Raw genomic sequence first — 21,889 nt, 5'->3', positions numbered from 1 at the left:
TTAAATTATGTAAAAGATGTTTAGTTTTTTCACATTTTTAAAAAAATATATGCTTTTTGTTTCTTTAAGTAGCATAAAAATGAAAAGCTTAAAAATAATCTTTAAGCTTTTTTAATCTAAATAAAGAGAGAATTTACACTTTCGTTATGATAAACACGACGTATTACTTCAGCAAAAACAGGTGCAACGCTTAATACTTTAATATTTGCTAATTGCTCTTTTAAAGGTATAGTATCTGTTACCACAAGCTCATCTAAAACTCCGCTTGCTATTCTCTCATAGGCTTTTCCGCTTAAAACCGCATGAGTACAGCAAGCCATAACAGATTTTGCACCTTTTTCTTTTAAAGCTTCTGCAGCTTTAACTATAGTGCCAGCAGTATCAATAATATCATCCACTAAGATAACTTCTTTATCTTTTACATCTCCAATAATATTCATTACTTCACTTTCATTAGCTTTTTCGCGACGCTTATCAACTATAACTATATCAAGTCCTAAATGCTTTGCAACACTCCTAGCTCTTGCAACACCACCTATATCCGGACTTCCTATAATAGTATTTTTAAAATGTTTGGCTTTAATATAATCATTAAAAACTATACTTCCATAAAGATTATCTACTGGAATATCAAAAAAACCCTGAATTTGGCCTGCATGCAAATCTATCGTAGCTACACGATCAATCCCAGATGCTTGAATCAAATTAGCCACAAGTTTAGCAGTAATTGGTACTCTAGGGTTTGCTTTTCTATCTTGTCTCGCATAGCCAAAATATGGTATAATAGCCGTAATTGAATTTGCACTTGAGCGACGTAAAGCATCTGTAAGAATTAAAAGCTCCATTAAATTATCGTTTGTAGGAGCACAAGTACTTTGAATAATAAAAACATCCTTTCCGCGTACACTCTCATCAATTTGAACACTAATCTCTCCATCACTAAAACGTTTTACTCCAGAATCGCTTAAAGGTAGGGAAAGATACTTAGAAACTTGTCTTGCAAATTCCACATTAGCTGAGCCTGAAAAAATTTTATAACCTCGCATAAAAAACCTTAATCAATAAAATTCTGAATTTATACAAAAGATTTTAATAAAAAAAATGTTAAAAACTGCTGTAAATTTAAAAAGCTTATATAAAAATATAAGCTTTTTTAAGAAATATAAGCTGTCTTTTTAGCATAATATCTTACCAACATAGAAAGTGAAAAACATATTATAAAATAAATTCCCGCAACAACACCTATCATCGCTAAAATTTCTTCAAAACTTGTTAGTTTAGCCAATATAGTTTTAGAATTATAAGTAAGTTCAGCTATACCTAGACCTGCTAAATAAGCTGTATCCTTTACAGTGGTTACAATTTGAGATAATAAAGCAGGTATTATTTTTCTAAAAGTTTGTGGTAAAATAATATAAAAAAGAGTAAAAAATTTACCAAAACCTTGTGAATAAGCTGCTTCAAACTGACCTTTTGGTATAGAATTTAATCCGCCTCTAATAATTTCAGCCATAACCGAACTCGTATAAAGTGAAAATCCTATAGTACCCCAAAAAGCTTGAGGAAATTGTCCAAAAAATACAGGCAAAACAAAACAAGCTGCGAGCATCCATAGCAATAAAGGAGTATTTCTAAAAATATCTATATAGCAAGCTGCTAAAAATTTACTTAATCTATCTCCATAATTTTTAGTTATAGCTAAAAAAGTTCCAAAAACAATCGAAATAATACAAGTTGCCAAGGCTATTTTTAATGTCAGAAATAAACCTTGCATTAAAAATTCAATATTTTGCGCATTAAAAACATTTTCCATTAACAACCCTTTATCTCGTTAAATGTGCTTTTTTTAATTTATTTTCATAAGCTTTTGCAAAATAAGCCAAAGGATAGCAAATTATAAAATATAAAACCGCTGCAAATATATAAGCTGGCGCATAATTTCCATAATCAGCTGCATAACTATCAGCAGAATGCATTAACTCAGCTCCACCTACAATAAGCAATACAGAGGTATTTTTAATTAAATTTACCATTTGATTTGTCATCGGTGGTAAAATGATTCTAATGGTTTGAGGTACTATAATATAACGCATTTGTTGAATATAAGTAAACCCTTGAGACGCAGAAGCTTCAAACTGACCTCTTGGCACAGCCAAAATTCCACTTCTAACCACCTCGCTTACATAAGCTCCGTGATACGCCCCAACACCCAATACACCAATAGTAAATATATCAAGCCTTATACCTAAAACAGGCAAGGCATAAAACAAAAAGAAAATTTGTATTACCAAAGGAACATTTTGAAAAAGCTCTACGTAAATTCTAGTGTAGGCTCTGATAATTTTAAATCTACTTGTAGCCATAACTCCGCCTATAGTTCCAAAAATTGTAGCTATAAGCAAAGCAAGAATGCTTACTTCTAAAGTATAAATAAAACCATTAATAAAAGCATCTTTATTATCCAAAGCATCTAAAAATTTCCATACCGCAAAAGGGCTTATACTATTTTCATCATATAAACCCCAAGAAGTAAGAATTTGTCTTAAATGTTCAACAAAACCTACACTTTCATTCATATTATAAACCCCATTTTTTCGCTAAAGCATCAATTTCATTTTTATGTTCTTTTACAAAATCATCAACATATTTTGCAAAAGCTGGATCATCTTTTTTGGTTACAATACCATAACTTTGTGGTTCAAAACTATCTGGCAAAATTTCACTTTTATCATCCACATAACCTAACAATATTGATTTGTCTACAGAAAACGCATCAACTCTTTTAGCATCTAAAGCAGCTTTTATACTTGGATAATCAGGAAATTCACTAAATTTAACATCAATGCCAATTTTTTTAGCAGCTTCACCTATAGCTTTTTTTGTAGTTGCAGCTTGAGCCACTCCAATATTTGCACCTTTCATATCAGCTAAAGATTTATATTTTTTTTCTTTTAAAACCAAAAGCCCTATAGCATCTTGATAATAAGGCTCTGAGAAATTATAAATTCTTTTTCTCTCTGGAGTAATAGTAAAAGTTGCTATCACTGCATCTACACTACCATTATCAAGCAAAGGGCCTCTTGTTTTAGCATTAACTGCAACTAGTTTTATTTTTTTATCATCACCTAATATACTTTTAGCTAGCAATTTGGCAACATCTACTTCGAAACCTTTAATTTCACCTGTTGCTTGATCAAGTAAAGCATAATGTGGAACATCATTTTTAACACCAACTATTAATTGTCCTTTAGATTTAATAGACTCAAGTTTACCTTCTGCTGCATTAGCATTACTAAATGCAACACAAGCACCTAGAGCAAAAACTGCCAACTTTAACAAAGATTTTCTAAAAACCATTTTTTCTCCTTTCAATTTTGGTTAATTTTTAAGAATTTTCCCTAAAAAGAGTCGCGCTCTTTCAGTTTTTGGATTTGAGAAAAATTCGCTAGGAATATTTTCTTCCACAATAGCACCATCTTCCATAAAAATAATCCTATCTGCTACTTCTTTTGCAAAACCCATTTCGTGTGTAACAACCACCATGGTAGTATTGCTTTGATGTGAAATTTCTTTCATTACATCTAAAACCTCTTGTATGGTTTCTGGATCAAGGGCTGAAGTAGGTTCATCAAATAAAATATAGGGTTTTTTAGTACAAAGTGATCTTGCTATAGCAACGCGTTGTTGTTGTCCACCTGAAAGGGTTGCTGGATAAACATTTGCTTTATCCAGCAACCCTACAACTTTTAAATACTTAAAAGCTGTTTCTTCAGCTTCTTTTTTAGATTTTTTTTGAAGTTTCATTGGAGCTAAGGTCAAATTTTGCAAAACCGTCATATGTGGATATAAATTAAAATGCTGAAAAACCATTGCACAATATTTTCGGCAAATTTCAATTTTATTTTTATGATTTAAAACAAGATTGTTAACTACGACCTCTCCTGAACTAACTTCTTCAAGCCCATTCATGCAACGGATAGTTGTACTTTTTCCACTTCCACTTGGACCTATAATAACAAGCTTCTCACCTTCTTTAACAGAAAGATTAATATTCTTTAGAACATGATGAGTTCCGTAGTATTTGTTTACATTTTTTAATTCAATCAAGTTTTTTCCTTTATTTTTAACTAAATATAAAATTAATTGAAATTATTTTATCATTAAATAAAGAAAACTACTTCAAAATGTAACTTATTTTTACTAATAAATTTCCAAAGTGTAACTTTTAGTAATTTTTAGAATTTATACTTTTTCATAGTAAACACCTCTTGGAGAGAAAATCTTTTTAAAATAAATAGTCTCTGGAATTAAATCAGCATTACCAACATAAAGCCTTCCTTTATCATTTAAAATTCTATGAAATCTCTCCATAAGTTTTAGTTTTGATTCATGATCAAAATAAATAATCATATTTCTAGAAGCTATAATATCAAATTTTCCCAATCTTGAAAATTTTTCTTCAAAAACATTGCAAAGTTCAAATTTACAAGTACAAAGCTCATTTTTATTAATAGTATAAAATTTATCTTCGCTTTCTAAAAAAAACCTTCTTTTTTCATTCTCGCTCAATCGCTGTAAAGTTCTTCCTTGATATTTTCCAAGTTTTGCTTTTTCAATCACACTTGAATTAATATCAACGCCTAAAATATACATATCTTTAATAAAATTCTGTGCAGCCAATAATGCCAAAGAATATACTTCTTCTCCACTTGAACAAGGGGCGCTTAGGATATTTACTCTCTTTTCTAAGCTTTTGGCATAATAAATTATTTCTTTCAATTGAGCCAATTCTCTTAAAAAATAAGTTTCACCTATGGTTACAAAATCTAAAGTTTCTTGTTTAAGTTGTCTATTGCTTTTTAATTTTCCCAAAAATTCGGAAAAATTTTTAGTATTAGTTCCTTCAAGAAATTTATTCAACTTTAAAGCTAGTATATTTTTTTTATCGGTTAAATCAATACCACTCATTTCGTTGATAATTTTTATAAATTCATTAAGTTCCAATTCGCTAGGAGTTATTTTTTTTTCCATGCAATTTTCCTTTTATTAATCCTGATCAATAAAATTTACAATTTCTTTTTTAATTTCTTTTAAGCTCATAGGTTTTAAATGCGGATTCATATCTTTTGCTCTTTTTGGCATACCATAAACGACGCTATCTGCTTCATTCTCACATAAACATCTAACTCCTGTTTTATAAAGCTCAAATAAACCTTTTGCGCCATCATCTCCCATGCCCGTTAAAATAATAGCAAGTATTTTATTTGTTTTTGCCAAAGAAACAGCGGAATGAAAAAGTAAATCCACACTCGGTTTAAAGCTTGAAGCCACATCTTGCCAAGCGGCTACAATATTTAAATTTCCAGATAAAATAGTATTTTTAGGGCAAATATAAATTTTATTGCTTAATATCTCTTTATCATTCAATAAGCACACTTCACTAAAAGCTTCTTTATTAAATTGCCCCACAAAAGATGGAATAAAACTGGCACTCATGTGTTGAGCTATAACTACACAAGTATTTTTTATATCAATATCCTTTAAAAGAAATTTAAGCTGATTAGGACCGCCTGTTGAAGATCCTATGAGTATGAGCTTCATTTTCTTCTCCCCTTAATTTATTGAAATTTTATTTTTCTTGTCACATGATTCTAACATATATAAAGAAAAATAAAGCTTATTTTTAAAAAAAGAAAAGCTGTTTTTATGATTTAATATGATAAGATTAGGTTTTTATCTTATTTTATATAGTAATTAGGAAACCAATGCTTAGGGAAAAAATTTATATTGCTAGTGATCATGCTGGTTTTGAATTAAAAGAAAAAATTTGCGTATTTTTAAAAGAAAAAAATATAATTTTTAACGATTTAGGAACAAACACTTGCGCAAGCTGCGATTATCCTGATTATGCGCATTTACTTGCCGAAAAAATAAACAAACGGAGCTTTGGCATTCTTATTTGTGGAAGTGGAATTGGAATTTCTATTGCAGCAAATCGTCATAAAAACATTCGTTGTGCATTATGCCACGAAAGCTTAAGTGCAGAACTTGCAAGAAGGCATAATGATGCCAATGTTTTGGCATTAGGCGGAAGATTAATTGGGGTTGAATTAGCTATAGATATTATAGAAAAATTCATTCAAACTCCTTTTGAAGAAGGGAGACATATGCAAAGAATTCAAAAAATTGAGGTAAAAATATAATGTTTACAAACTGGCTTGTTTTAACTATATTAATTTGTGCAACTATCTATCTTATTGTAATGTTGTTTTACTATAAAACTCTACTTAATAAAGAAAAAACATCAAAAGATTTTATCAAAAACAATCTTGATGATACTGAGATTGTCATTAGAAAACTACAAATTCAACTTCAAAGAAGTCTTGGAAATATAGATATACTCACAGAAGAACTTAATAAAATCAAAGCAGACCTTACATCTTTAAGAACCAGAAATTCTCAATATCGCTTGGAAAATGACAAACTAAGACAAAGAATTAAAGAATTAGAAGCAAAAATCGAGGCATTATTATGATAAAACTAACACAAGAAGAAAAAAAATATCTGCTTGATAGCATTAGGATTATTCCTGATTTTCCAAAAAAAGGAATTATTTTTAGAGATATCACCACTCTACTAAATAACAAAGAAGCTTTAAATTTTCTACTTAGACATTTAAAAGAACGCTACAAAGATTACAATCTAGACTTCATAGCAGGAACAGAAAGCAGAGGATTTATCTTTGCATCTATGATTTGTGCAAAACTTAATCTTCCTTTTGTGCCTATTAGAAAACCTGGAAAACTCCCTTTTGAAACCTTTAGCTGCGAATACGATCTTGAATATGGCAGCGATAAAGTAGAACTTCATAAAGATGCATTTAAAAATATTCAAAATGCAAGAGTTTTACTTGTAGATGATTTAATAGCAACTGGCGGAACAGCTATAGCTTCATATGAACTCATTCAAAAAGCTGGAGCTAAATGTGTTGAAGCTTGTTTTTTAATGAATCTTAAAGATTTAAATGGAGCAAATAAACTTGAAAAACTTACTTCAGTTTATAGTGTTTTAGAAATTTAAAACTATAGAAAGGTACAAATGGAAGAATTTTTAAAAAATTTACTTTACCAATACAAAGACCTAGCTTATATTATTATTTTTTTATGGTGCATTTTAGAAGGAGAGTTAGCTTTAATTTTAGCAGGTATTTTTGCTCATCAAGGACATGTAAATTTAGGTTTTGTTATATTTATAGCAGGACTTGGTGGTTTTGTAGGTGATCAAATTTATTTCTATATAGGAAGATATAATAAACGCTACATACAAAAAAAATTAAAAACTCAAAGGCGTAAATTTGCAGTAGCACACCTACTTTTACAACGTTTTGGTTGGCCTATCATTTTTATACAACGCTATATGTATGGCTTTAGAACCATTATACCTATGAGTATAGGAATCACGCGTTATAGTGCAAAAAAATTTGCTATTATCAATCTTTTTAGTGCTTGGGTTTGGGCATCAATCACTATACTTCTAGCTTGGTATTTTGGAGAACAAATTTGGAAGATGGTGACTTGGGCTGAAGAACATTGGTATTATGCAGCCATTATTATTATAGCTTTTTTATCCCTTTTATTATTCGGTTTTAAACAAATGGAAAAAGCTATACTTAAAGACAAAAGGAAAAATCATGAAATTTGAATTAAATGATAAAAAACTAGATGCTATAAAAGCAGACTTTGAACTTGTTTTTATACAGGATAAAAATTTAAAAATTTTTAACAAAGAAAAAGATTTTTTTAAACTTAATAATTACAAAGGCGAAGGTGTATTATTAGACTTAAACAATAAAAAGCTTTATTTAGAGCTTAAAAGTCTTACTTATGAGGATATAAGATTAAGTCTCTGTACAGCATATAAAACTCTTGAGAAACTTAATATTAAAAGCATAAAACTTCCTAGCATAATAGGAGATTGTGTAGTTAGAAGTTTTGCATCTTTAGTTGAAGGCGTACTTTTTGGAGCTTATAAATTTGACAAATATAAAAGCGAGAAAAAAACAAGTACTTTGGAAAAATTTATTATTTCAAGCAAAGAATTAAATGGTAAGAAATTTAATAAAGATGAAGCTAAGATAGGTTTAGAGCGTGGAGAAATTTTAGCCAATGCTACAAATTTTACTAAAAATATAGTCAATGAAATTCCCGAAATTTACACCCCTTTAAAAATGGCAGAAGATGCGCAAAATTTAGCTAAAGAAAATAAAAACATTATTTGTAAAATTTATGATGAAAAATTCTTAGCCAAAGAAAAAATGAATGCCTTTTTAGCAGTAAATCGCGCCTCGATACACCCACCACGCCTCATTCATTTAAGCTATAAAGCCAAAAATGCAAAAAAACGTGTTGTATTTGTTGGAAAAGGCTTAACTTACGATAGCGGTGGATTAAGCTTAAAACCAGCTGATTTTATGCTTACAATGAAAGCTGATAAAAGCGGTGCAGCAGCAGCAATGGGAATCATAAAAGCCGTAGCTGAACTTGCTTTAGATTTAGAAGTACATTGTATTTTGGGTGTAACTGAAAATATGATAGGCGGCAATGCTTACAAGCCTGATGATGTGTTAATCAGTCGTGAAGGCGTAAGTATAGAAGTAAGAAATACAGATGCAGAAGGACGCTTGGTTTTAGCTGATTGTCTTTCTTTTGCACAGGATTTAAAACCTGATTTACTCATCGATATAGCAACTCTTACTGGAGCTTGTGTTGTAGGACTTGGAGAATTTACAAGTGCTATTATGGGAAATAATGAAGAATTGCAAAATGATTTTTATCTAGGCTCTAAAAAAAGTGGAGAATATACTACAATCTTACACTTCAACCCCCACTTAAGAGAACTTATAAAATCAAATATTGCCGATGTTAGCAACACTGCCTCTAGTCGCTATGGAGGTGCAATTACCGCTGGGTTATTTTTGGATAAATTTATTCGTAAAGAATATAAAAACAAATGGTTACATCTTGACATAGCAGGACCTGCTTATACGGAAAAATCTTGGGGATATTCTAGTTTTGGCGCAGGTGGAGCTGGAGTTAGAATGTGTGTTAATTATTTAATTCAAATTTCAAGGAAAGCTAAATGAGTTTAAGCGTAGGTATAGTAGGACTTCCAAACGTTGGCAAATCAACGACTTTTAATGCTTTAACTAAAGCACAAAATGCCCAAAGCGCAAACTATCCTTTCTGCACTATAGAGCCTAATAAAGCCATGGTTGAAGTTCCTGATTTAAGACTTAATGAACTTGCTAAAATAGTAAAACCTGAAAGAATTATGCATTCTTTAATAGAATTTGTAGATATCGCTGGACTTGTTAAAGGCGCAAGTAAAGGCGAAGGCTTGGGAAATAAATTTCTTTCAAATATACGTGAAACTGAGGTTATTTTGCATATAGTACGTTGTTTTGATGAAGAAAATATTACCCATGTTGAAGGTGGAGTTGATCCTTTACGTGATGTAGAAATTATCAATACAGAGCTTATTTTAGCAGATATTGAGCAACTGAGTAAAAAAATAGAAAAACTCACCAAAGAAGCCAAAGCCAATCAAAAGGGTGCTAAAGAAAGTCTCGAACTTGCAAATTCCTTACTTGATCATTTAAACAAAGGCTTAGCTGCAAGTTCTTATCCTGAAAAGGAAAGTGAAATTTATCAAGCCCTAATCAAGGAATTAAGACTGCTTTCTGCTAAAGAGGTGATTTATGGTGCAAATGTTGATGAAAATGGTATTAGTGAAGATAATGATTATGTAAAAGCTTTAAAAGAATATGCTAAAAAAAATGATCATGAAGTTATCAAGCTTTGTGCAAAAATCGAAGAAGAATTAGTAGGATTAAGCGATGAAGAAAGTCATGAATTTTTAAGTTCTCTAGGAGTTAACGAAAGCGGTCTTGATCAAATCATACGCACTGCTTTTGCTAAGCTTGGACTGATCAGTTATTTTACCGCTGGTGTAGTTGAAGTGCGTTCTTGGACAATCAAAAAAGGCTGGAAAGCACCAAAAGCAGCAAGTGTAATTCACAATGACTTTGAAAAAGGCTTCATAAAAGCTGAAGTTATTTCCTATGAAGACTATATTCAATACAAAGGCGAAAATGGCACCAAAGAAGCAGGAAAGCTACGCCTTGAAGGAAAAGACTATATCGTTTTAGATGGCGATGTAATGCATTTTAGATTCAATGTTTAGGCAAAATAGCCTAAACAATATTTATAAATTTTGAATAAAGCCTTCCAAAATTTGAATTTGCTTTTCTACACTTGCAATAGAACTTGAGCCTTCACTTTGCTTAGAATTTAAAGAAAATTCAAAATTTAAAAGTTCCATAGCTTTTTCATCAAATATAGGATCTATTTTTGAAAGATCTTTAATTTCACTTATATCAATACCTTGTACTTCAGCTTGTGCAACAACATTTCCCACTATAAAATGTGCTTTTCTAAAAGGAATATTTTTTTCACGCACCAAATAATCTGCCAAATCGGTAGCCAATAAATGACCTTTTTTACAAGCATTAAGCATATTTTCTTTATTAATTTGTATTTCTTTTAGCATTGCATTTAAGATGATTAAGCTATCTTTAGCGGTTTTTACACTATCAAAAATCCCTTCTTTATCTTCTTGCATATCTTTATTATAGGCTAAAGGTAAAGCTTTCATTATAGTTAAAAGAGAAATCAAATTTCCATAAACACGCCCTGTTTTTCCACGTATAAGCTCACAAACATCAGGATTTTTTTTCTGAGGCATAATAGAACTTCCTGTTGAAAAGCTATCACTTATAGTTATAAAAGAAAACTCCGAACTTGAAAATAAGATCATTTCTTCGCAAAGTCTTGATGTGTGTGTAAAAATAACTGCTATATCATAAAGCAAATCAAGAGCAAAATCCCTATCACTCACTCCATCCATAGCATTTAGCATAATATCTTTAAATCCTAAAATTTCAGCACTCAACTCACGATTGGTTCTATAGCTTGTTCCTGCACATGCACAAGATCCAAGTGGCGAAAAGTCTGCGAGTTCTAGGCTATTTTGCAAACGCTTAATATCTCGCATTAACATAAAAGCATAAGCTAAAATATAAAAAGAAAAACTCACAGGCTGAGCGTGCTGTAAATGTGTAAAACTTGGCATAATAGTTTTTTTATGCACTTTAGCATGTTCGAGCATGGTTTGAATCAATTCTTTTAAAAGCTTTATAAGTTCAATATGAGATTTTTTGACAAAAAGTTTAAAATCAGTAGCCACTTGATCATTTCTACTTCTTGCAGTATGAAGCCTTCCACCAATTTCACTACCTATAATCTCGCTTAAACGCTTTTCTACAGCCATATGAATATCTTCATCTTTAATATCAAAAATAAATTTACCTTGCTCTATTTCACTTCTAACCTGCTCTAAACCTTTTATAATAGCATCTAATTCTTCTTTTTTTAAAATACCACAACTTTCAAGCATTGTAGCGTGTGCTATAGAACCTTGTATATCTTCATTGAACAAAGTTTTATCTACATTTAAACTTGCATTAAATTCTTTTAAAAGCTCATCACTTGCACCACTAAAACGTCCTGACCACATTTCATTTTTCATTTAAATGCCTTAAATTTTTGGTCCAAATTTGCCAAATTCAATGCCTTCTTTGACATCTTCATAACGTTTAAAATTTTGTATAAACATATGTGCTAATTTATCTCTTGTTGCAATATAAGCATTTTTATCTAACCAAGTATTTATAGGATTTAAAAGTACACTTTCTACACCTTCTAAAGCTTTTGGAATAGCTAAATCAAACACTTCAAAATTTTCAAATTCGCATTTTGTAATACTTCCATCTAGAATGGCATTAATGCAAGCCCTAGTAGCCTTAATGCTCATTCTTTTACCCACACCGTAGCTTCCGCCACTCCAACCCGTATTAACAAGATAAACATTAACTTCATGTTTTTCAATCTTTTCACCAAGCAATCTCGCATAAACCGTTGGATGTAAAGGCATAAAAGGTTCTCCAAAACAAGCTGAAAAAGTTGCTTGAGGCTCTGTTATACCGCGCTCAGTTCCAGCTACTTTTGCTGTATAGCCACTTAAAAAATAATACATAGCCTGCTCTTTGCTTAGTTTGCTCACCGGGGGTAAAATTCCAAAAGCATCTGCACTTAAAAATATAATATTTTTTGGATGCCCTGCTTTTAGACTAGGCTCATGATTTTCAATATGCTCTATAGGATAAGAAACTCTCGTGTTTTCTGTTTTTGAGGCATCAGCATAATCAACACTCTTATCAGCTCTTAAAACTACATTTTCTAAAAGTGCATTTCTTTTAATAGCTCCATAAATTTCAGGCTCATGTTCAGGATCAAGATTGATTGTTTTTGCATAGCAACCGCCCTCAAAATTAAACACACCTTCATCATCCCAGCCATGCTCATCATCACCTATGAGTCTTCTTTTTGGATCGGTTGAAAGCGTAGTTTTTCCTGTACCGCTAAGTCCAAAGAAAAGTGCCACATCGTCTTTTTCTCCGACATTTGCACTACAATGCATAGAAAGTTTATTTTCTAGTGGCAACCAATAATTCATCATAGAAAAAATACCTTTTTTCATTTCTCCACCATACCAAGTTCCACCAATAACCGCTATATTTTCTTCAACACTAAAGATCACAAAAACCTCTGAATTTAAACCATCTTGTTTGTAATCTTCATTGATGCATTTGCAAGCATTATAAACAATAAAATCTGCTTTAAAATTCTCAAGTTCCTCTTGACTTGGGCGAATAAACATATTTTTAACAAAATGCGCTTGCCATGCAATTTCAGTAACAAATCTTACTGCTTTGCGACTTTGCAAAGAAGCACCGCAAAAAACATCTTGAACATAAATTTTCTTTCCGCTTAATTCTTGCTTTGCTTTAGTTAAAAGTTTATCAAATAATTCTTTTGTAATAGGCTGATTTACCTTTCCCCAAGCTATATATTTACTAGATGGATCTTGTTTTACAAAATATTTATCTTTAGGACTTCTACCTGTAAAAATCCCTGTATCTACACAAAAAGTATCATTATCTGTGCTTAAACCTTCATTATTTGCTTTTTCATGAGCATTTAATTCATCATAACTTAAATTATGAAAAATTTCCTTTATATTATCCAAACCTAACTTATCAAATTTTTTCATTTTTCCCTCACTTTAATTCTTGTAAATAGCTAATACTTCGCCTTCATTAACAGTATCACCTATTTTAATACAAAGCTCTGAAATAATTCCATCTTTTGGGGCATTAACCTCAATCTCCATCTTCATTGCTTCTAAAACCATGATAGCTTGACCTGATTTTACTTCTTCGCCTTCGTTAACATAAATTTTAAAGACATTACCTGAAATACCTGCTAAAATTTCATTTTCAGCATCGACAGAACTTGTTAAATTTGAAGAAATAATATTTTTATTTTCTTCTACTTTTTTTACACTCTTAACATTAACATCTTTATCAAAACCATAACTCACTTCCACATGATATTTATTACCATTTACAGCTACAGTAAATTTGTTTTCATCTACACTCATAGGCTTTGGCATGCTAGCTAATTTGCGTATATTTACCTTTGCCTCTCCTTTTAAAAATGCTATACCTTTTTCTTTACAAGCTGCTGCAATAAATATATTTTCTTCACTCGTTTCTATACCCTCTTTTTCAAGCAAGGTTTTAGTATAAGCTATGCTTTTACTCTCATCTTTATCGGCTATATTAATAGCAAGCTCTGTAGTAGGTTCTAAATTAAGCTGTTTTGAAGCAAGTTCAATAATGTTTGCATCGGGTGCAACTGGAGTTTTTCCAAAATAACCAAGCACCATTTTTCCATAACCTTCTGCGATTTTTTTCCAAGGCCCAAACATAACATTATTAAATGCTTGTTGAAAATAAAATTGAGAAACTGGAGTAACCGAAGTACCAAATCCACCTTTTTCCACAACTTCTCTCATAGCATGAATGACCTGTGGAAATTTATCTAAAATATTATTATCCCTCATCATTTGTGTATTTGCTGTTAAAGCTCCTCCTGGCATAGGAGAAAAAGGAATAAGTGGATTTACCATAGTAGCTTCAGGTGGTAAAAAATACTCTTTTAAACAATCTTTTAAAACTTCTTCGTATCTTAAAATTTTTTCTTCTTCAAGTCCGCCTAAATCATAATCTTTGCCTTTTAAAGCATGCATCATGGTTAAAATATCAGGCTGAGAAGTTCCACCACTTACAGGAGCTGCAGCCAAATCAATACCATCAACCCCTGCTTCAAGCGCTGCAAGATAGCAAGCTATACTCACCCCTGCGGTTTCATGCGTATGAAGTCTAATATGTGTATCTTGAGGTAAAATTTTTCTAGCCATTTTAATGGTTTTATAAATTTTATTTGGATTAGAAGTTCCACTTGCATCTTTGAAACAAATACTATGAAAAGGAATTTCTGCTGTTAAAATTTCTTTTAAAATTTTTTCATAAAAAGGCACATCATGAGCACCTTTGCAATTTGACGGTAAATCCATTAAAGTAATAGTAATTTCATGCTTTAACCCATGTTTTACTATACATTCACCACTAAATTTTAAATTATTTACATCATTAAGGGCATCAAAATTTCTTATCGTTGTAGTACCGTGTTTTGCAAAAAGTTTTGCATGCAAATCAATAAGTTCACTATTTCCAGTATCTAAAGTAACGGTATTGACTCCTCTTGCTAAAGTTTGAAGATTAGCATCTTTTCCTACAATAGCCCTAAATTTATCCATCATGGTAAAAGCATCTTCATTAAGATAAAAATACAAGCTTTGAAATCTAGCACCACCGCCAAATTCAAAATGTGTAATGCCTGCTTCTTTTGCTGCTTCTACTGCAGGAAAAAAATCATCCATTAAAACCCTAGCTCCATAAACAGACTGAAAACCGTCCCTAAAGCTTGTATCCATTACATCGATGAATTTTTTAGCCATTATTTTTCCTTAAAAAAATATTTTTTCATTATTATACAAAAATTTGATAACACATTACCAAAATTATTGCTATAGGCGATATAAAACGAATAAAAAACAACCAAACTAAGAAAATTTTTCTACTTATAAATTTAGAAAAAATTTTATAAATTTGTTTTTTATTCATAAAAAAACCTACAAATATAGAGCATACTATAGCACCAAGTGGAAGTAGAAAATTTGAAGTTAATTTATCCAATAAAGTAAAAAAATCTTTGCCAAAAAAACTAAACATAGAAAAAAAATTTAAATTTAATGACAAGATACAACAAATTCCAAAAACAAAAACAAATAAACCTATTAAAAATAGAGCTTTAACACGAGAAATTTGATAGTTATTAATCATATAAAAAGTTAAAGGCTCTATCATTGAAACAGCTGAAGTAATACCAGCAAAAAAAAGCGCTAAGAAAAAACAAAATGCAAAAATATAGCCTAAAGCTCCAAGTTGATTAAACAAACTCATCAAGGATACAAAAACAATTCCTGCTCCTTGAGTATGCGGATCGGCTCCAAATTCAAAGATAAAAGTAAAAACAATAAGTCCCATAATAAAAGAAATCAATAAATTAATCAAAACAATATACACTGAACTTTTTATAAAATTTGTTTTTTTATCCAAGGCCGATGAATATGTAACTATACAACCTATTCCCAAGCATAAGGTAAAAAATGCAAGCCCTAAAGCTTCGGCAATAGAGCTGAATTTAAAATGTGAAAAATCGGGATAAAATAAATAAGAAAAAGCATTTGCAAAACCTTGCCTAAATCCCATGCAATAAAACAACATAAAAACAAGCATTAAAAATAAGCTAGGCATTATAACAACGTTTAATTTTTCAATCCCTTTGATTAAACCTTTAGATACTATCAATAAAGTAAGAAAAAAAGATAAAGTGAAGAAAAAAACAGAACTTGTCAAATTTGTAGTAATTAAATTCTGAAAATTACTTGCTGCTTCATCTAAAGTTTTAGGAAGATAATAAAGACTCACTACAGTATATTTTAAAACCCATCCCATGATAACTAGATAAAAAGAGAGGACAAAAATACCACCTAACATAAAAACGCCGCCATATCGCCATCTATTGCCATATTTTATGGCAAGATTTGAATAAGCATTTGCAAGATCACTTTTACTTAAACGTCCCATAGCCACTTCAGCCAAAAAAATACTAAATCCTATAGTTAAAGTAAAAAATAAATATAAAAGCACAAAAACAAAACCACCATTTTCTGCGCTTAAAGTTGGAAATTTCCAAGCATTACCTAAACCAACGGCTCCACCAGCAACAGCCAATACAAAACCGATTTTTGAAAAATATGTTCTCATTATTTTTCAAACTCACTTTAAAAAAGCGGCTATCATAACTATAACAACAGCCAAAGGGGAAATAAATCTCAAAAACACATACCAAAGTTCAAAAAATATACCCCTCATATAAGGTTTAAATAAAATTTTTAAAGCTTCTTTTTTCATCACAAATCCCACAAAAATAGCTGCCAAAATTCCACCTAAAGGCATAATAACCTTGCTTGAAACACTATCAAGCAAATCAAAAAAACTCATTCCAAAAAATCCAAACTGAGTACTTTTTAAAGAAGATAAAATACACAACATTCCTAAAATATAAACAACAATTCCTATTAAAATCAAAGCTTTTTTACGGCTCATACCAAAAGTATTAATAAGGTAAAAAGTGAAAGGCTCTATCATTGAAACAGCTGAAGTAATACCAGCAAAGATTAAAGAAATAAAAAACGCTGCTCCAAAAATACAACCAATCACTCCAATTTTTTCAAATAAAGTAGCTAAGGAAATAAAAACAAGTCCTGGTCCTTGCTGATTAGGATTGTAACCAAATTCAAAGATAAAAGTAAAAACAACCAAACCCATTAATAAACCAACTAAAAGATTGATAAAAATAATATTTAAAGTACTGGTAATAAAATTAGTTTTATCAGGCAGACTAGCAGAATAAGTAATAATCGTTCCAACGCCCAAAGAAAGACTAAAAAAAGCAAGTCCTAAGGCTTCAAGAACATTTGAAGTGTTGATTTTGGAAAAATCAGGTACAAAAAGAAATTTAACCGCCATTATAAAACCATCTTTGCTAATAGCATAAACAAGCATCAAAATAAGTAAAATAAACAATGAAGGCATCATCCAAACATTTAACTTTTCAATCCCATTCTTAACACCTTTAGAAACAATATAAAAAACACATAAAAAAACCAAAGTAAAACAAATAAACTGACTTAAAAAATCCTCACTTATAAAAAATCCAAACTGTGCTTTACTTACTTCTAGATCCATAGGCAAATTTCCAGTGATACTTAAAAACACATATTTAACTATCCAGCCAATCACCAAGGTATAAAAAGAAACTATTAAAATCGCCCCCACCATAGTAAAACCAACATAAGACCAAGCTTTTTTATTTGAAGGTGCTAACTTTTCATAGGCATTAACCGGATCTTTTTCACTAATTTTTCCTATGCTAAGCTCAGCTAAAAATATCACAAAACCTACACCCAAAGTAAGAATTATATAAAGCAAAATAAAAGCAGATCCACCACTTTGACCTACTAGTGTTGGAAATTTCCAAGCATTACCCAAACCCACTGCTGAACCTGCTACCGCTAAAATGAAACCTATTTTTGAAAATTTAGAACTCAATGTTACAACCTTAAACTTAAAAAATTATTTTAAAATATTATTAAAGCAAAAAAACTTTTAAGCTTTATTGAAAACAATCAAATTTAAATCAAAAATGTGAATTTTTGTAAATTTCAATAAAAATAAAGATACTTTTGGTTATAATTCGGATTTATTTTTAAGTCTTAAGTAGGGATACGCAAGCCGAACTGATTTAAAAATTGAAAAATATTTTTTATAGAAAGGTTAAGATAATGAAAAAAGTTCTTTTTTTATTATTAGCATGTGCAGCAGTAGCTTTTGCAGCTGAAACTAATGCTCCAGTAGAGCAAGAAGCTATTAATGTATGGATTAAAGCATTTTCAGTTCTTGCAGCAGGCTTAGGTCTTGGTGTTGCAGCACTTGGTGGTGCTATCGGTATGGGTAATACTGCAGCGGCAACAATTGCAGGAACAGCTAGAAACCCTGGCCTTGGACCAAAATTAATGACAACTATGTTTATCGCTTTAGCGATGATTGAAGCACAAGTGATCTATGCTCTTGTTATCGCACTAATAGCACTTTATGCAAATCCTTTTATAGTTTTACAATAAAACTTATCAAAGCCCTTTTTGGGCTTTTTTCTATGCGGTTATGGTGGAATTGGTAGACACGCCATCTTGAGGGGGTGGTGCGCTCCGCGTGTGCGAGTTCAAATCTCGCTAACCGCACCATTTATACTAAAAACTAATATAAACTATTATAAATTACTATAAATATCATACTTGTAAAATATCGATAAAATAGGCGTTTGTGACTATATAAAGCCTAAATTAAAGTTTTTCCATTAAAATCCAATTTGAAACTTTTCTCCTAACTTTTCATTTTTTACCCTAAAAAGTTAGGAGAAATTAGCTTAAAGAGTTTATTTTAAATGCTTACACAAAAAGACATAATAAAAAAAGATAAAAACTATTTTTATTAGTTTATCCTAGCGATAAGAAGTTTTTGTATTTGATTATAAAGATCCAAAAATAAGAAATTAACAAGAGACTAAAAGTATTAAGGTGCATTGATTTACGGTAAGGAAATTCTATCACACAAATAATCAATAAGATAATAAAAATTCATTTAAAAATACTATAATTAAAGCGTATTAAGTATGAATTACAAATAAACCACCCTTAGTCTTAGCTTAATACAATTGTAACAAAAAACATTGAACCGAAAGAGGCGTGGCTTTTGGTTTGCATTATTTTGGATTTGAATGCTTTTTAATTTCCTATTCTAATTTACCATACAGATGATAAAACTATTATTTATATGTACATGCAAACTTTATTCCGTAAAATATAGTTTATGTTAATTATACAAAATACATAATTTTTATATAAATATTATGTATTATATATAATTATTTATACATTTATATATCTATTAACTTTATATGATATAATTAACAGACTATTTTATTAAAGGAGTAAAAATGAAGTTGCACGATATTGTATGCAATGAGCTTAGAATAAACAGAAGCGAACTTGGAAACATTTTAGGAGTTTCTAAAACAACAATTGATGCTTGGAGTGATCCAAGTAGAATGTCAAAAACGACAGAAATTGCGTTAAAACAAATGTTAGAAAATCACAGACTTAAAGAAATTTTTGAAGCGCAAGCAAATGCTTATAGAAAATTTTTAAAATATGCAAATGAAAATAGTAGTATTGAAATTTCAGACACACACAGGACGCTTATAGATAAGATTCGCTATGTTTTAAAAGAATACAATTTAAATTCTCTAACTGCGGCTAAAAAATTAAAAATTAGCTTTGAAGAACTTGATCGAATAATGTTGCTTGTAAAATATCCAAATTTTGATTTTTTAAGTCACTTTATCGAATCTTTTTTTATTTCGGAAAAGTGGTTGCTTGAAGATTTTGGAAAACCTTTTAGCAGAAATTTTATAGAATCTAAAAACATGGAAAGTTTTACCACTGAGGCAAAAAAATATGAACAAATTTACATTATCCATTGCAATGATAATTCAGAATATACAAAAATCATAGTTAAAAACAATAAAGATTTATTTAGCATATTTGATCAAGATTTTTGCATAGGCAATTTTATCATGGAGAATCAAGAGCAAAAAGGATTGTTCGAATTATATAATTTTTATAATGAAAATCAGCGTAATACTACTTGTTATATCTTCGACAAGGAAGATTATCAAAATATAATCTCAGGAGACTATTTTATAAAAAACTGTTTAAAAAAAGGAAAAATATCTTATCAACTAGAAGATCTATTTGATTTAAATTCAAACAGCAATTTTTATCAAAATTGTAAATTTTACAAGGAATGCGTAGATATTTTAAATAAATTCATAAATTAAAACATAGACATTTTATATAAGAAGCCCACTTGCCTTAGCGAATGGGCGATACATTTAAAATATATTACAAAAGCCAGTCAATCAAGCATAGAGCGTTACAATCACTCAATTGCAAAAATTTATAATAAATAATTTACTTTGTTTTTTTATCTACATTGGAATGTTCTACTTTGGAATGTTCAAGATTGTTTGTCTTGTCTTCATGAGTTATAAAAGAAATGATAAGCATAAAAATAAAAAATAAAACAATATATGTTAAACAGCCTATTTTTTTCTTTTTACCGTTCATTTTTTGATCATTTTCCTTATCTTCTTTTCTTCTTTTTGAAGTTTTTCTGAAAGTAATGAGATCAATCTTTGTTCTAAGTCATTTTCAGATTCTAGTGTAAAAATTATTTTTTTTGATTTAAAAATAAGATCTGTAATTTTTTCTTTCGTTTCAGTTGATAAACTTTTTGAAAAACTGACTTTTTCTATTAATTCGGATATGTTTGAAAAAATATCCGATATCTCAGACATTTTTTTAGAATTATTTTCCGTTAATATATCTGTAATTTCTATTTGACAATTTTGTTCTATAGCAAATTTAAAAGTTTCTTGAGATATATTTAGTTTATTGCATATTTCTTGAAATAGATTTTTAATTTCGCTTAAAACCTTTGAAACAAATTCTTCTCTATCATTATCTCTTTTTGAAGGTTTGTTATTATTAAGATTATAACCTATACCGATTCTAAATCCATTTCCTAAATTTTTACTAAAACCAACAAACATAAATCTTCCTAATAAAATTTTATATAAATAATAAAAGAACTTAATAATATAAAAAACCTTTTATTTCGCTATAATAAAAAATCCGCTTTGAGTTGCAGCTCTAGCGGAAAATTGCAACAAAGGCTAACTATGAAACGACATAGTAAGCGTTTTGTGAGATTATATCTAAATTTTAGGTTTTTTAAGCTTAAAGTTGAAGTATTTTTCTAACAAAACCGCAGGGGCAGAGAAGTCCCTTGCCTTTGTTAGTACATGAAACTACAAATTCTCATTCATTTTTCCAAGTCAAATAAAAAAGAAATCCGTTTCAAAACACAGCTCAATAATCCCAGTCTTAATACTTTTAATTAAATATACAAAGGCAACAAGATTAAGAGAAGTGCGTTCGGTTTATAAGTGATACTTAATAAAAAGCGTGTATAATACATACTCATATCTATTAATTTATATTCCAATTATTAGAGAGTAAGTAATGACTGCAGAAGATATTAAAAGAATTTTTGAAAATAAATTAAATGAGAAAATAAAAAATCAAAAAGTAATATTTATCAAGAATGAAAATGAAAAACCAAAAAATGGCAGCAGTAAAGAAATCGTAGAATTTCTTGAAAGTTTAAAAGATAATACTGTCATGAAAAAAGTAGTAGAAAATACTAGCAATCAAGCAATATCACTTGCGAGAGAATACAAGTATCTATAATTATACAACCTTGTTAAATATAAAAAAGAAATCCGTTTCAAACCCCTAAAAAATAGGCATTTTATAGCAAAAATACTTGCAAAATTTATTAAAATATGGTATAATTTTATTAAAAATATGAATAAGTTATAATTGAAAGGAATAAAGATGGATAAAGCGCACTTAATTATTTATTTAGCAGTGCTTGCATCTATCGTTAGTGTTTTAATAACTTGTTGTCTTTTATATCTAATCAGAGATAGGTTAAGCAAATTGTTTTCTAAAAATACATTATTGAAAATCAAGAAGTTTTTAAAAGAGAATGTTA

General features: G+C 29.9%; 23 protein-coding genes and 1 tRNA gene. 10 read left to right on the top strand and 14 right to left on the bottom strand.

The window, feature by feature from the left end:
* Nucleotides 1–116: 116 nt before the first annotated feature.
* From BGS40_RS00160 to BGS40_RS00130, 7 genes are all read right to left on the bottom strand, one after another.
* Nucleotides 117–1,046 carry a ribose-phosphate pyrophosphokinase gene (locus BGS40_RS00160; protein ID WP_052781811.1) on the bottom strand — a complete coding sequence of 310 codons (930 nt, stop codon included), beginning with the start codon at nt 1,044–1,046 and terminating at the stop codon, nt 117–119.
* Nucleotides 1,047–1,153: 107 nt separating this feature from the next.
* A complete protein-coding gene (locus BGS40_RS00155; RefSeq protein WP_002853290.1) occupies nt 1,154–1,813 on the bottom strand; it encodes an amino acid ABC transporter permease in 660 nt (219 codons plus the stop codon).
* A gap of 10 nt (nt 1,814–1,823) precedes the next feature.
* The gene (locus tag BGS40_RS00150; RefSeq protein WP_002853332.1) at nt 1,824–2,576 is read right to left on the bottom strand and encodes an amino acid ABC transporter permease; all 753 of its coding nucleotides are present in this window, start codon (nt 2,574–2,576) and stop codon (nt 1,824–1,826) included.
* Between the two features lies 1 nt (nt 2,577).
* Nucleotides 2,578–3,357 (bottom strand): bifunctional adhesin/ABC transporter aspartate/glutamate-binding protein PEB1a, encoded by a 780-nt coding sequence (gene peb1A, locus BGS40_RS00145; RefSeq protein ID WP_002853252.1) that lies wholly within the window; start codon nt 3,355–3,357, stop codon nt 2,578–2,580.
* A gap of 21 nt (nt 3,358–3,378) precedes the next feature.
* A complete protein-coding gene (locus BGS40_RS00140; protein ID WP_002853259.1) occupies nt 3,379–4,107 on the bottom strand; it encodes an amino acid ABC transporter ATP-binding protein in 729 nt (242 codons plus the stop codon).
* A gap of 135 nt (nt 4,108–4,242) precedes the next feature.
* Nucleotides 4,243–5,031, bottom strand: coding sequence for a CheR family methyltransferase (locus tag BGS40_RS00135; RefSeq protein ID WP_096738202.1), 789 nt, complete (start codon nt 5,029–5,031; stop codon nt 4,243–4,245).
* A 15-nt stretch (nt 5,032–5,046) separates the two neighbouring features.
* The gene (locus tag BGS40_RS00130) at nt 5,047–5,601 is read right to left on the bottom strand and encodes a CheB methylesterase domain-containing protein (RefSeq protein ID WP_002855874.1); all 555 of its coding nucleotides are present in this window, start codon (nt 5,599–5,601) and stop codon (nt 5,047–5,049) included.
* Between the two features lie 164 nt (nt 5,602–5,765).
* Between BGS40_RS00130 and rpiB the strand changes: the two genes are divergently transcribed.
* From rpiB to ychF, 6 genes are read left to right on the top strand one after another with little or no spacing between them, the layout of a single operon-like run.
* Nucleotides 5,766–6,203, top strand: coding sequence for a ribose 5-phosphate isomerase B (rpiB, locus tag BGS40_RS00125; RefSeq protein ID WP_002853308.1), 438 nt, complete (start codon nt 5,766–5,768; stop codon nt 6,201–6,203).
* Nucleotides 6,203–6,535 (top strand): membrane protein, encoded by a 333-nt coding sequence (locus BGS40_RS00120; RefSeq protein WP_002853247.1) that lies wholly within the window; start codon nt 6,203–6,205, stop codon nt 6,533–6,535. The genes rpiB and BGS40_RS00120 overlap by 1 nt, the downstream gene beginning before the upstream one ends.
* The gene (apt, locus tag BGS40_RS00115) at nt 6,532–7,080 is read left to right on the top strand and encodes an adenine phosphoribosyltransferase (protein WP_002859569.1); all 549 of its coding nucleotides are present in this window, start codon (nt 6,532–6,534) and stop codon (nt 7,078–7,080) included. The genes BGS40_RS00120 and apt overlap by 4 nt, the downstream gene beginning before the upstream one ends.
* Before the next feature lie 18 nt (nt 7,081–7,098).
* The gene (locus BGS40_RS00110; RefSeq protein ID WP_004316345.1) at nt 7,099–7,701 is read left to right on the top strand and encodes a DedA family protein; all 603 of its coding nucleotides are present in this window, start codon (nt 7,099–7,101) and stop codon (nt 7,699–7,701) included.
* Nucleotides 7,691–9,142 (top strand): leucyl aminopeptidase, encoded by a 1,452-nt coding sequence (locus BGS40_RS00105; protein ID WP_096738201.1) that lies wholly within the window; start codon nt 7,691–7,693, stop codon nt 9,140–9,142. Before BGS40_RS00110 ends, BGS40_RS00105 begins: the two co-directional genes overlap by 11 nt.
* Nucleotides 9,139–10,242: a redox-regulated ATPase YchF gene (gene ychF / locus BGS40_RS00100; RefSeq protein ID WP_002854108.1), complete on the top strand. Its 1,104-nt coding sequence runs from the start codon at nt 9,139–9,141 to the stop codon at nt 10,240–10,242. The genes BGS40_RS00105 and ychF overlap by 4 nt, the downstream gene beginning before the upstream one ends.
* 21 nt (nt 10,243–10,263) lie before the next feature.
* Here the strand turns inward: ychF and argH are convergent, their stop codons facing one another.
* From argH to BGS40_RS00075, 5 genes are read right to left on the bottom strand one after another with little or no spacing between them, the layout of a single operon-like run.
* Nucleotides 10,264–11,646 (bottom strand): argininosuccinate lyase, encoded by a 1,383-nt coding sequence (gene argH / locus BGS40_RS00095; RefSeq protein WP_087704672.1) that lies wholly within the window; start codon nt 11,644–11,646, stop codon nt 10,264–10,266.
* A gap of 9 nt (nt 11,647–11,655) precedes the next feature.
* Complete coding sequence (gene pckA, locus BGS40_RS00090) at nt 11,656–13,230, bottom strand: phosphoenolpyruvate carboxykinase (ATP) (RefSeq protein WP_096738200.1); 1,575 nt, start codon at nt 13,228–13,230, stop codon at nt 11,656–11,658.
* Nucleotides 13,231–13,242: 12 nt separating this feature from the next.
* On the bottom strand, nt 13,243–15,042 hold the full coding sequence (locus BGS40_RS00085) for a biotin/lipoyl-containing protein (RefSeq protein WP_096738199.1): 1,800 nt from the start codon (nt 15,040–15,042) through the stop codon (nt 13,243–13,245).
* A gap of 31 nt (nt 15,043–15,073) precedes the next feature.
* Complete coding sequence (locus tag BGS40_RS00080) at nt 15,074–16,414, bottom strand: sodium-dependent transporter (protein WP_096738198.1); 1,341 nt, start codon at nt 16,412–16,414, stop codon at nt 15,074–15,076.
* Between the two features lie 12 nt (nt 16,415–16,426).
* Nucleotides 16,427–17,761, bottom strand: a complete 1,335-nt coding sequence (locus BGS40_RS00075; protein ID WP_002858451.1) for a sodium-dependent transporter — start codon at nt 17,759–17,761, stop codon at nt 16,427–16,429.
* Nucleotides 17,762–17,994: 233 nt separating this feature from the next.
* On the opposite strand from BGS40_RS00075, the gene BGS40_RS00070 reads away from it, so the two are divergent.
* The 3 genes from BGS40_RS00070 to BGS40_RS00060 all read left to right on the top strand — a co-directional run bounded on the left by BGS40_RS00070 (nt 17,995) and on the right by BGS40_RS00060 (nt 20,108).
* Nucleotides 17,995–18,333 (top strand): F0F1 ATP synthase subunit C, encoded by a 339-nt coding sequence (locus tag BGS40_RS00070; RefSeq protein ID WP_002853683.1) that lies wholly within the window; start codon nt 17,995–17,997, stop codon nt 18,331–18,333.
* 34 nt (nt 18,334–18,367) lie between these two features.
* Nucleotides 18,368–18,453: transfer RNA gene (locus BGS40_RS00065), tRNA-Leu, on the top strand.
* A 752-nt stretch (nt 18,454–19,205) separates the two neighbouring features.
* Nucleotides 19,206–20,108, top strand: coding sequence for a hypothetical protein (locus BGS40_RS00060; RefSeq protein ID WP_002897585.1), 903 nt, complete (start codon nt 19,206–19,208; stop codon nt 20,106–20,108).
* A gap of 133 nt (nt 20,109–20,241) precedes the next feature.
* On the opposite strand, the gene BGS40_RS09600 is transcribed toward BGS40_RS00060, so the two are convergent.
* On the bottom strand, nt 20,242–20,397 hold the full coding sequence (locus BGS40_RS09600) for a hypothetical protein (protein WP_252366366.1): 156 nt from the start codon (nt 20,395–20,397) through the stop codon (nt 20,242–20,244).
* On the bottom strand, nt 20,394–20,882 hold the full coding sequence (locus BGS40_RS00055) for a hypothetical protein (RefSeq protein ID WP_257841687.1): 489 nt from the start codon (nt 20,880–20,882) through the stop codon (nt 20,394–20,396). The genes BGS40_RS09600 and BGS40_RS00055 overlap by 4 nt, the downstream gene beginning before the upstream one ends.
* A 472-nt stretch (nt 20,883–21,354) precedes the next feature.
* Here BGS40_RS00055 and BGS40_RS00050 point away from each other — a divergent pair, with 472 nt between their 5' ends.
* Nucleotides 21,355–21,582: a hypothetical protein gene (locus BGS40_RS00050; RefSeq protein ID WP_096738197.1), complete on the top strand. Its 228-nt coding sequence runs from the start codon at nt 21,355–21,357 to the stop codon at nt 21,580–21,582.
* Nucleotides 21,583–21,889 lie beyond the last annotated feature (307 nt).

Origin of the sequence: Campylobacter sp. 107, from assembly GCF_002383835.1 — a bacterium.
Lineage (GTDB): Bacteria > Campylobacterota > Campylobacteria > Campylobacterales > Campylobacteraceae > Campylobacter_D > Campylobacter_D jejuni.
This window is presented reverse-complemented; position numbering and strand designations above follow the sequence as displayed.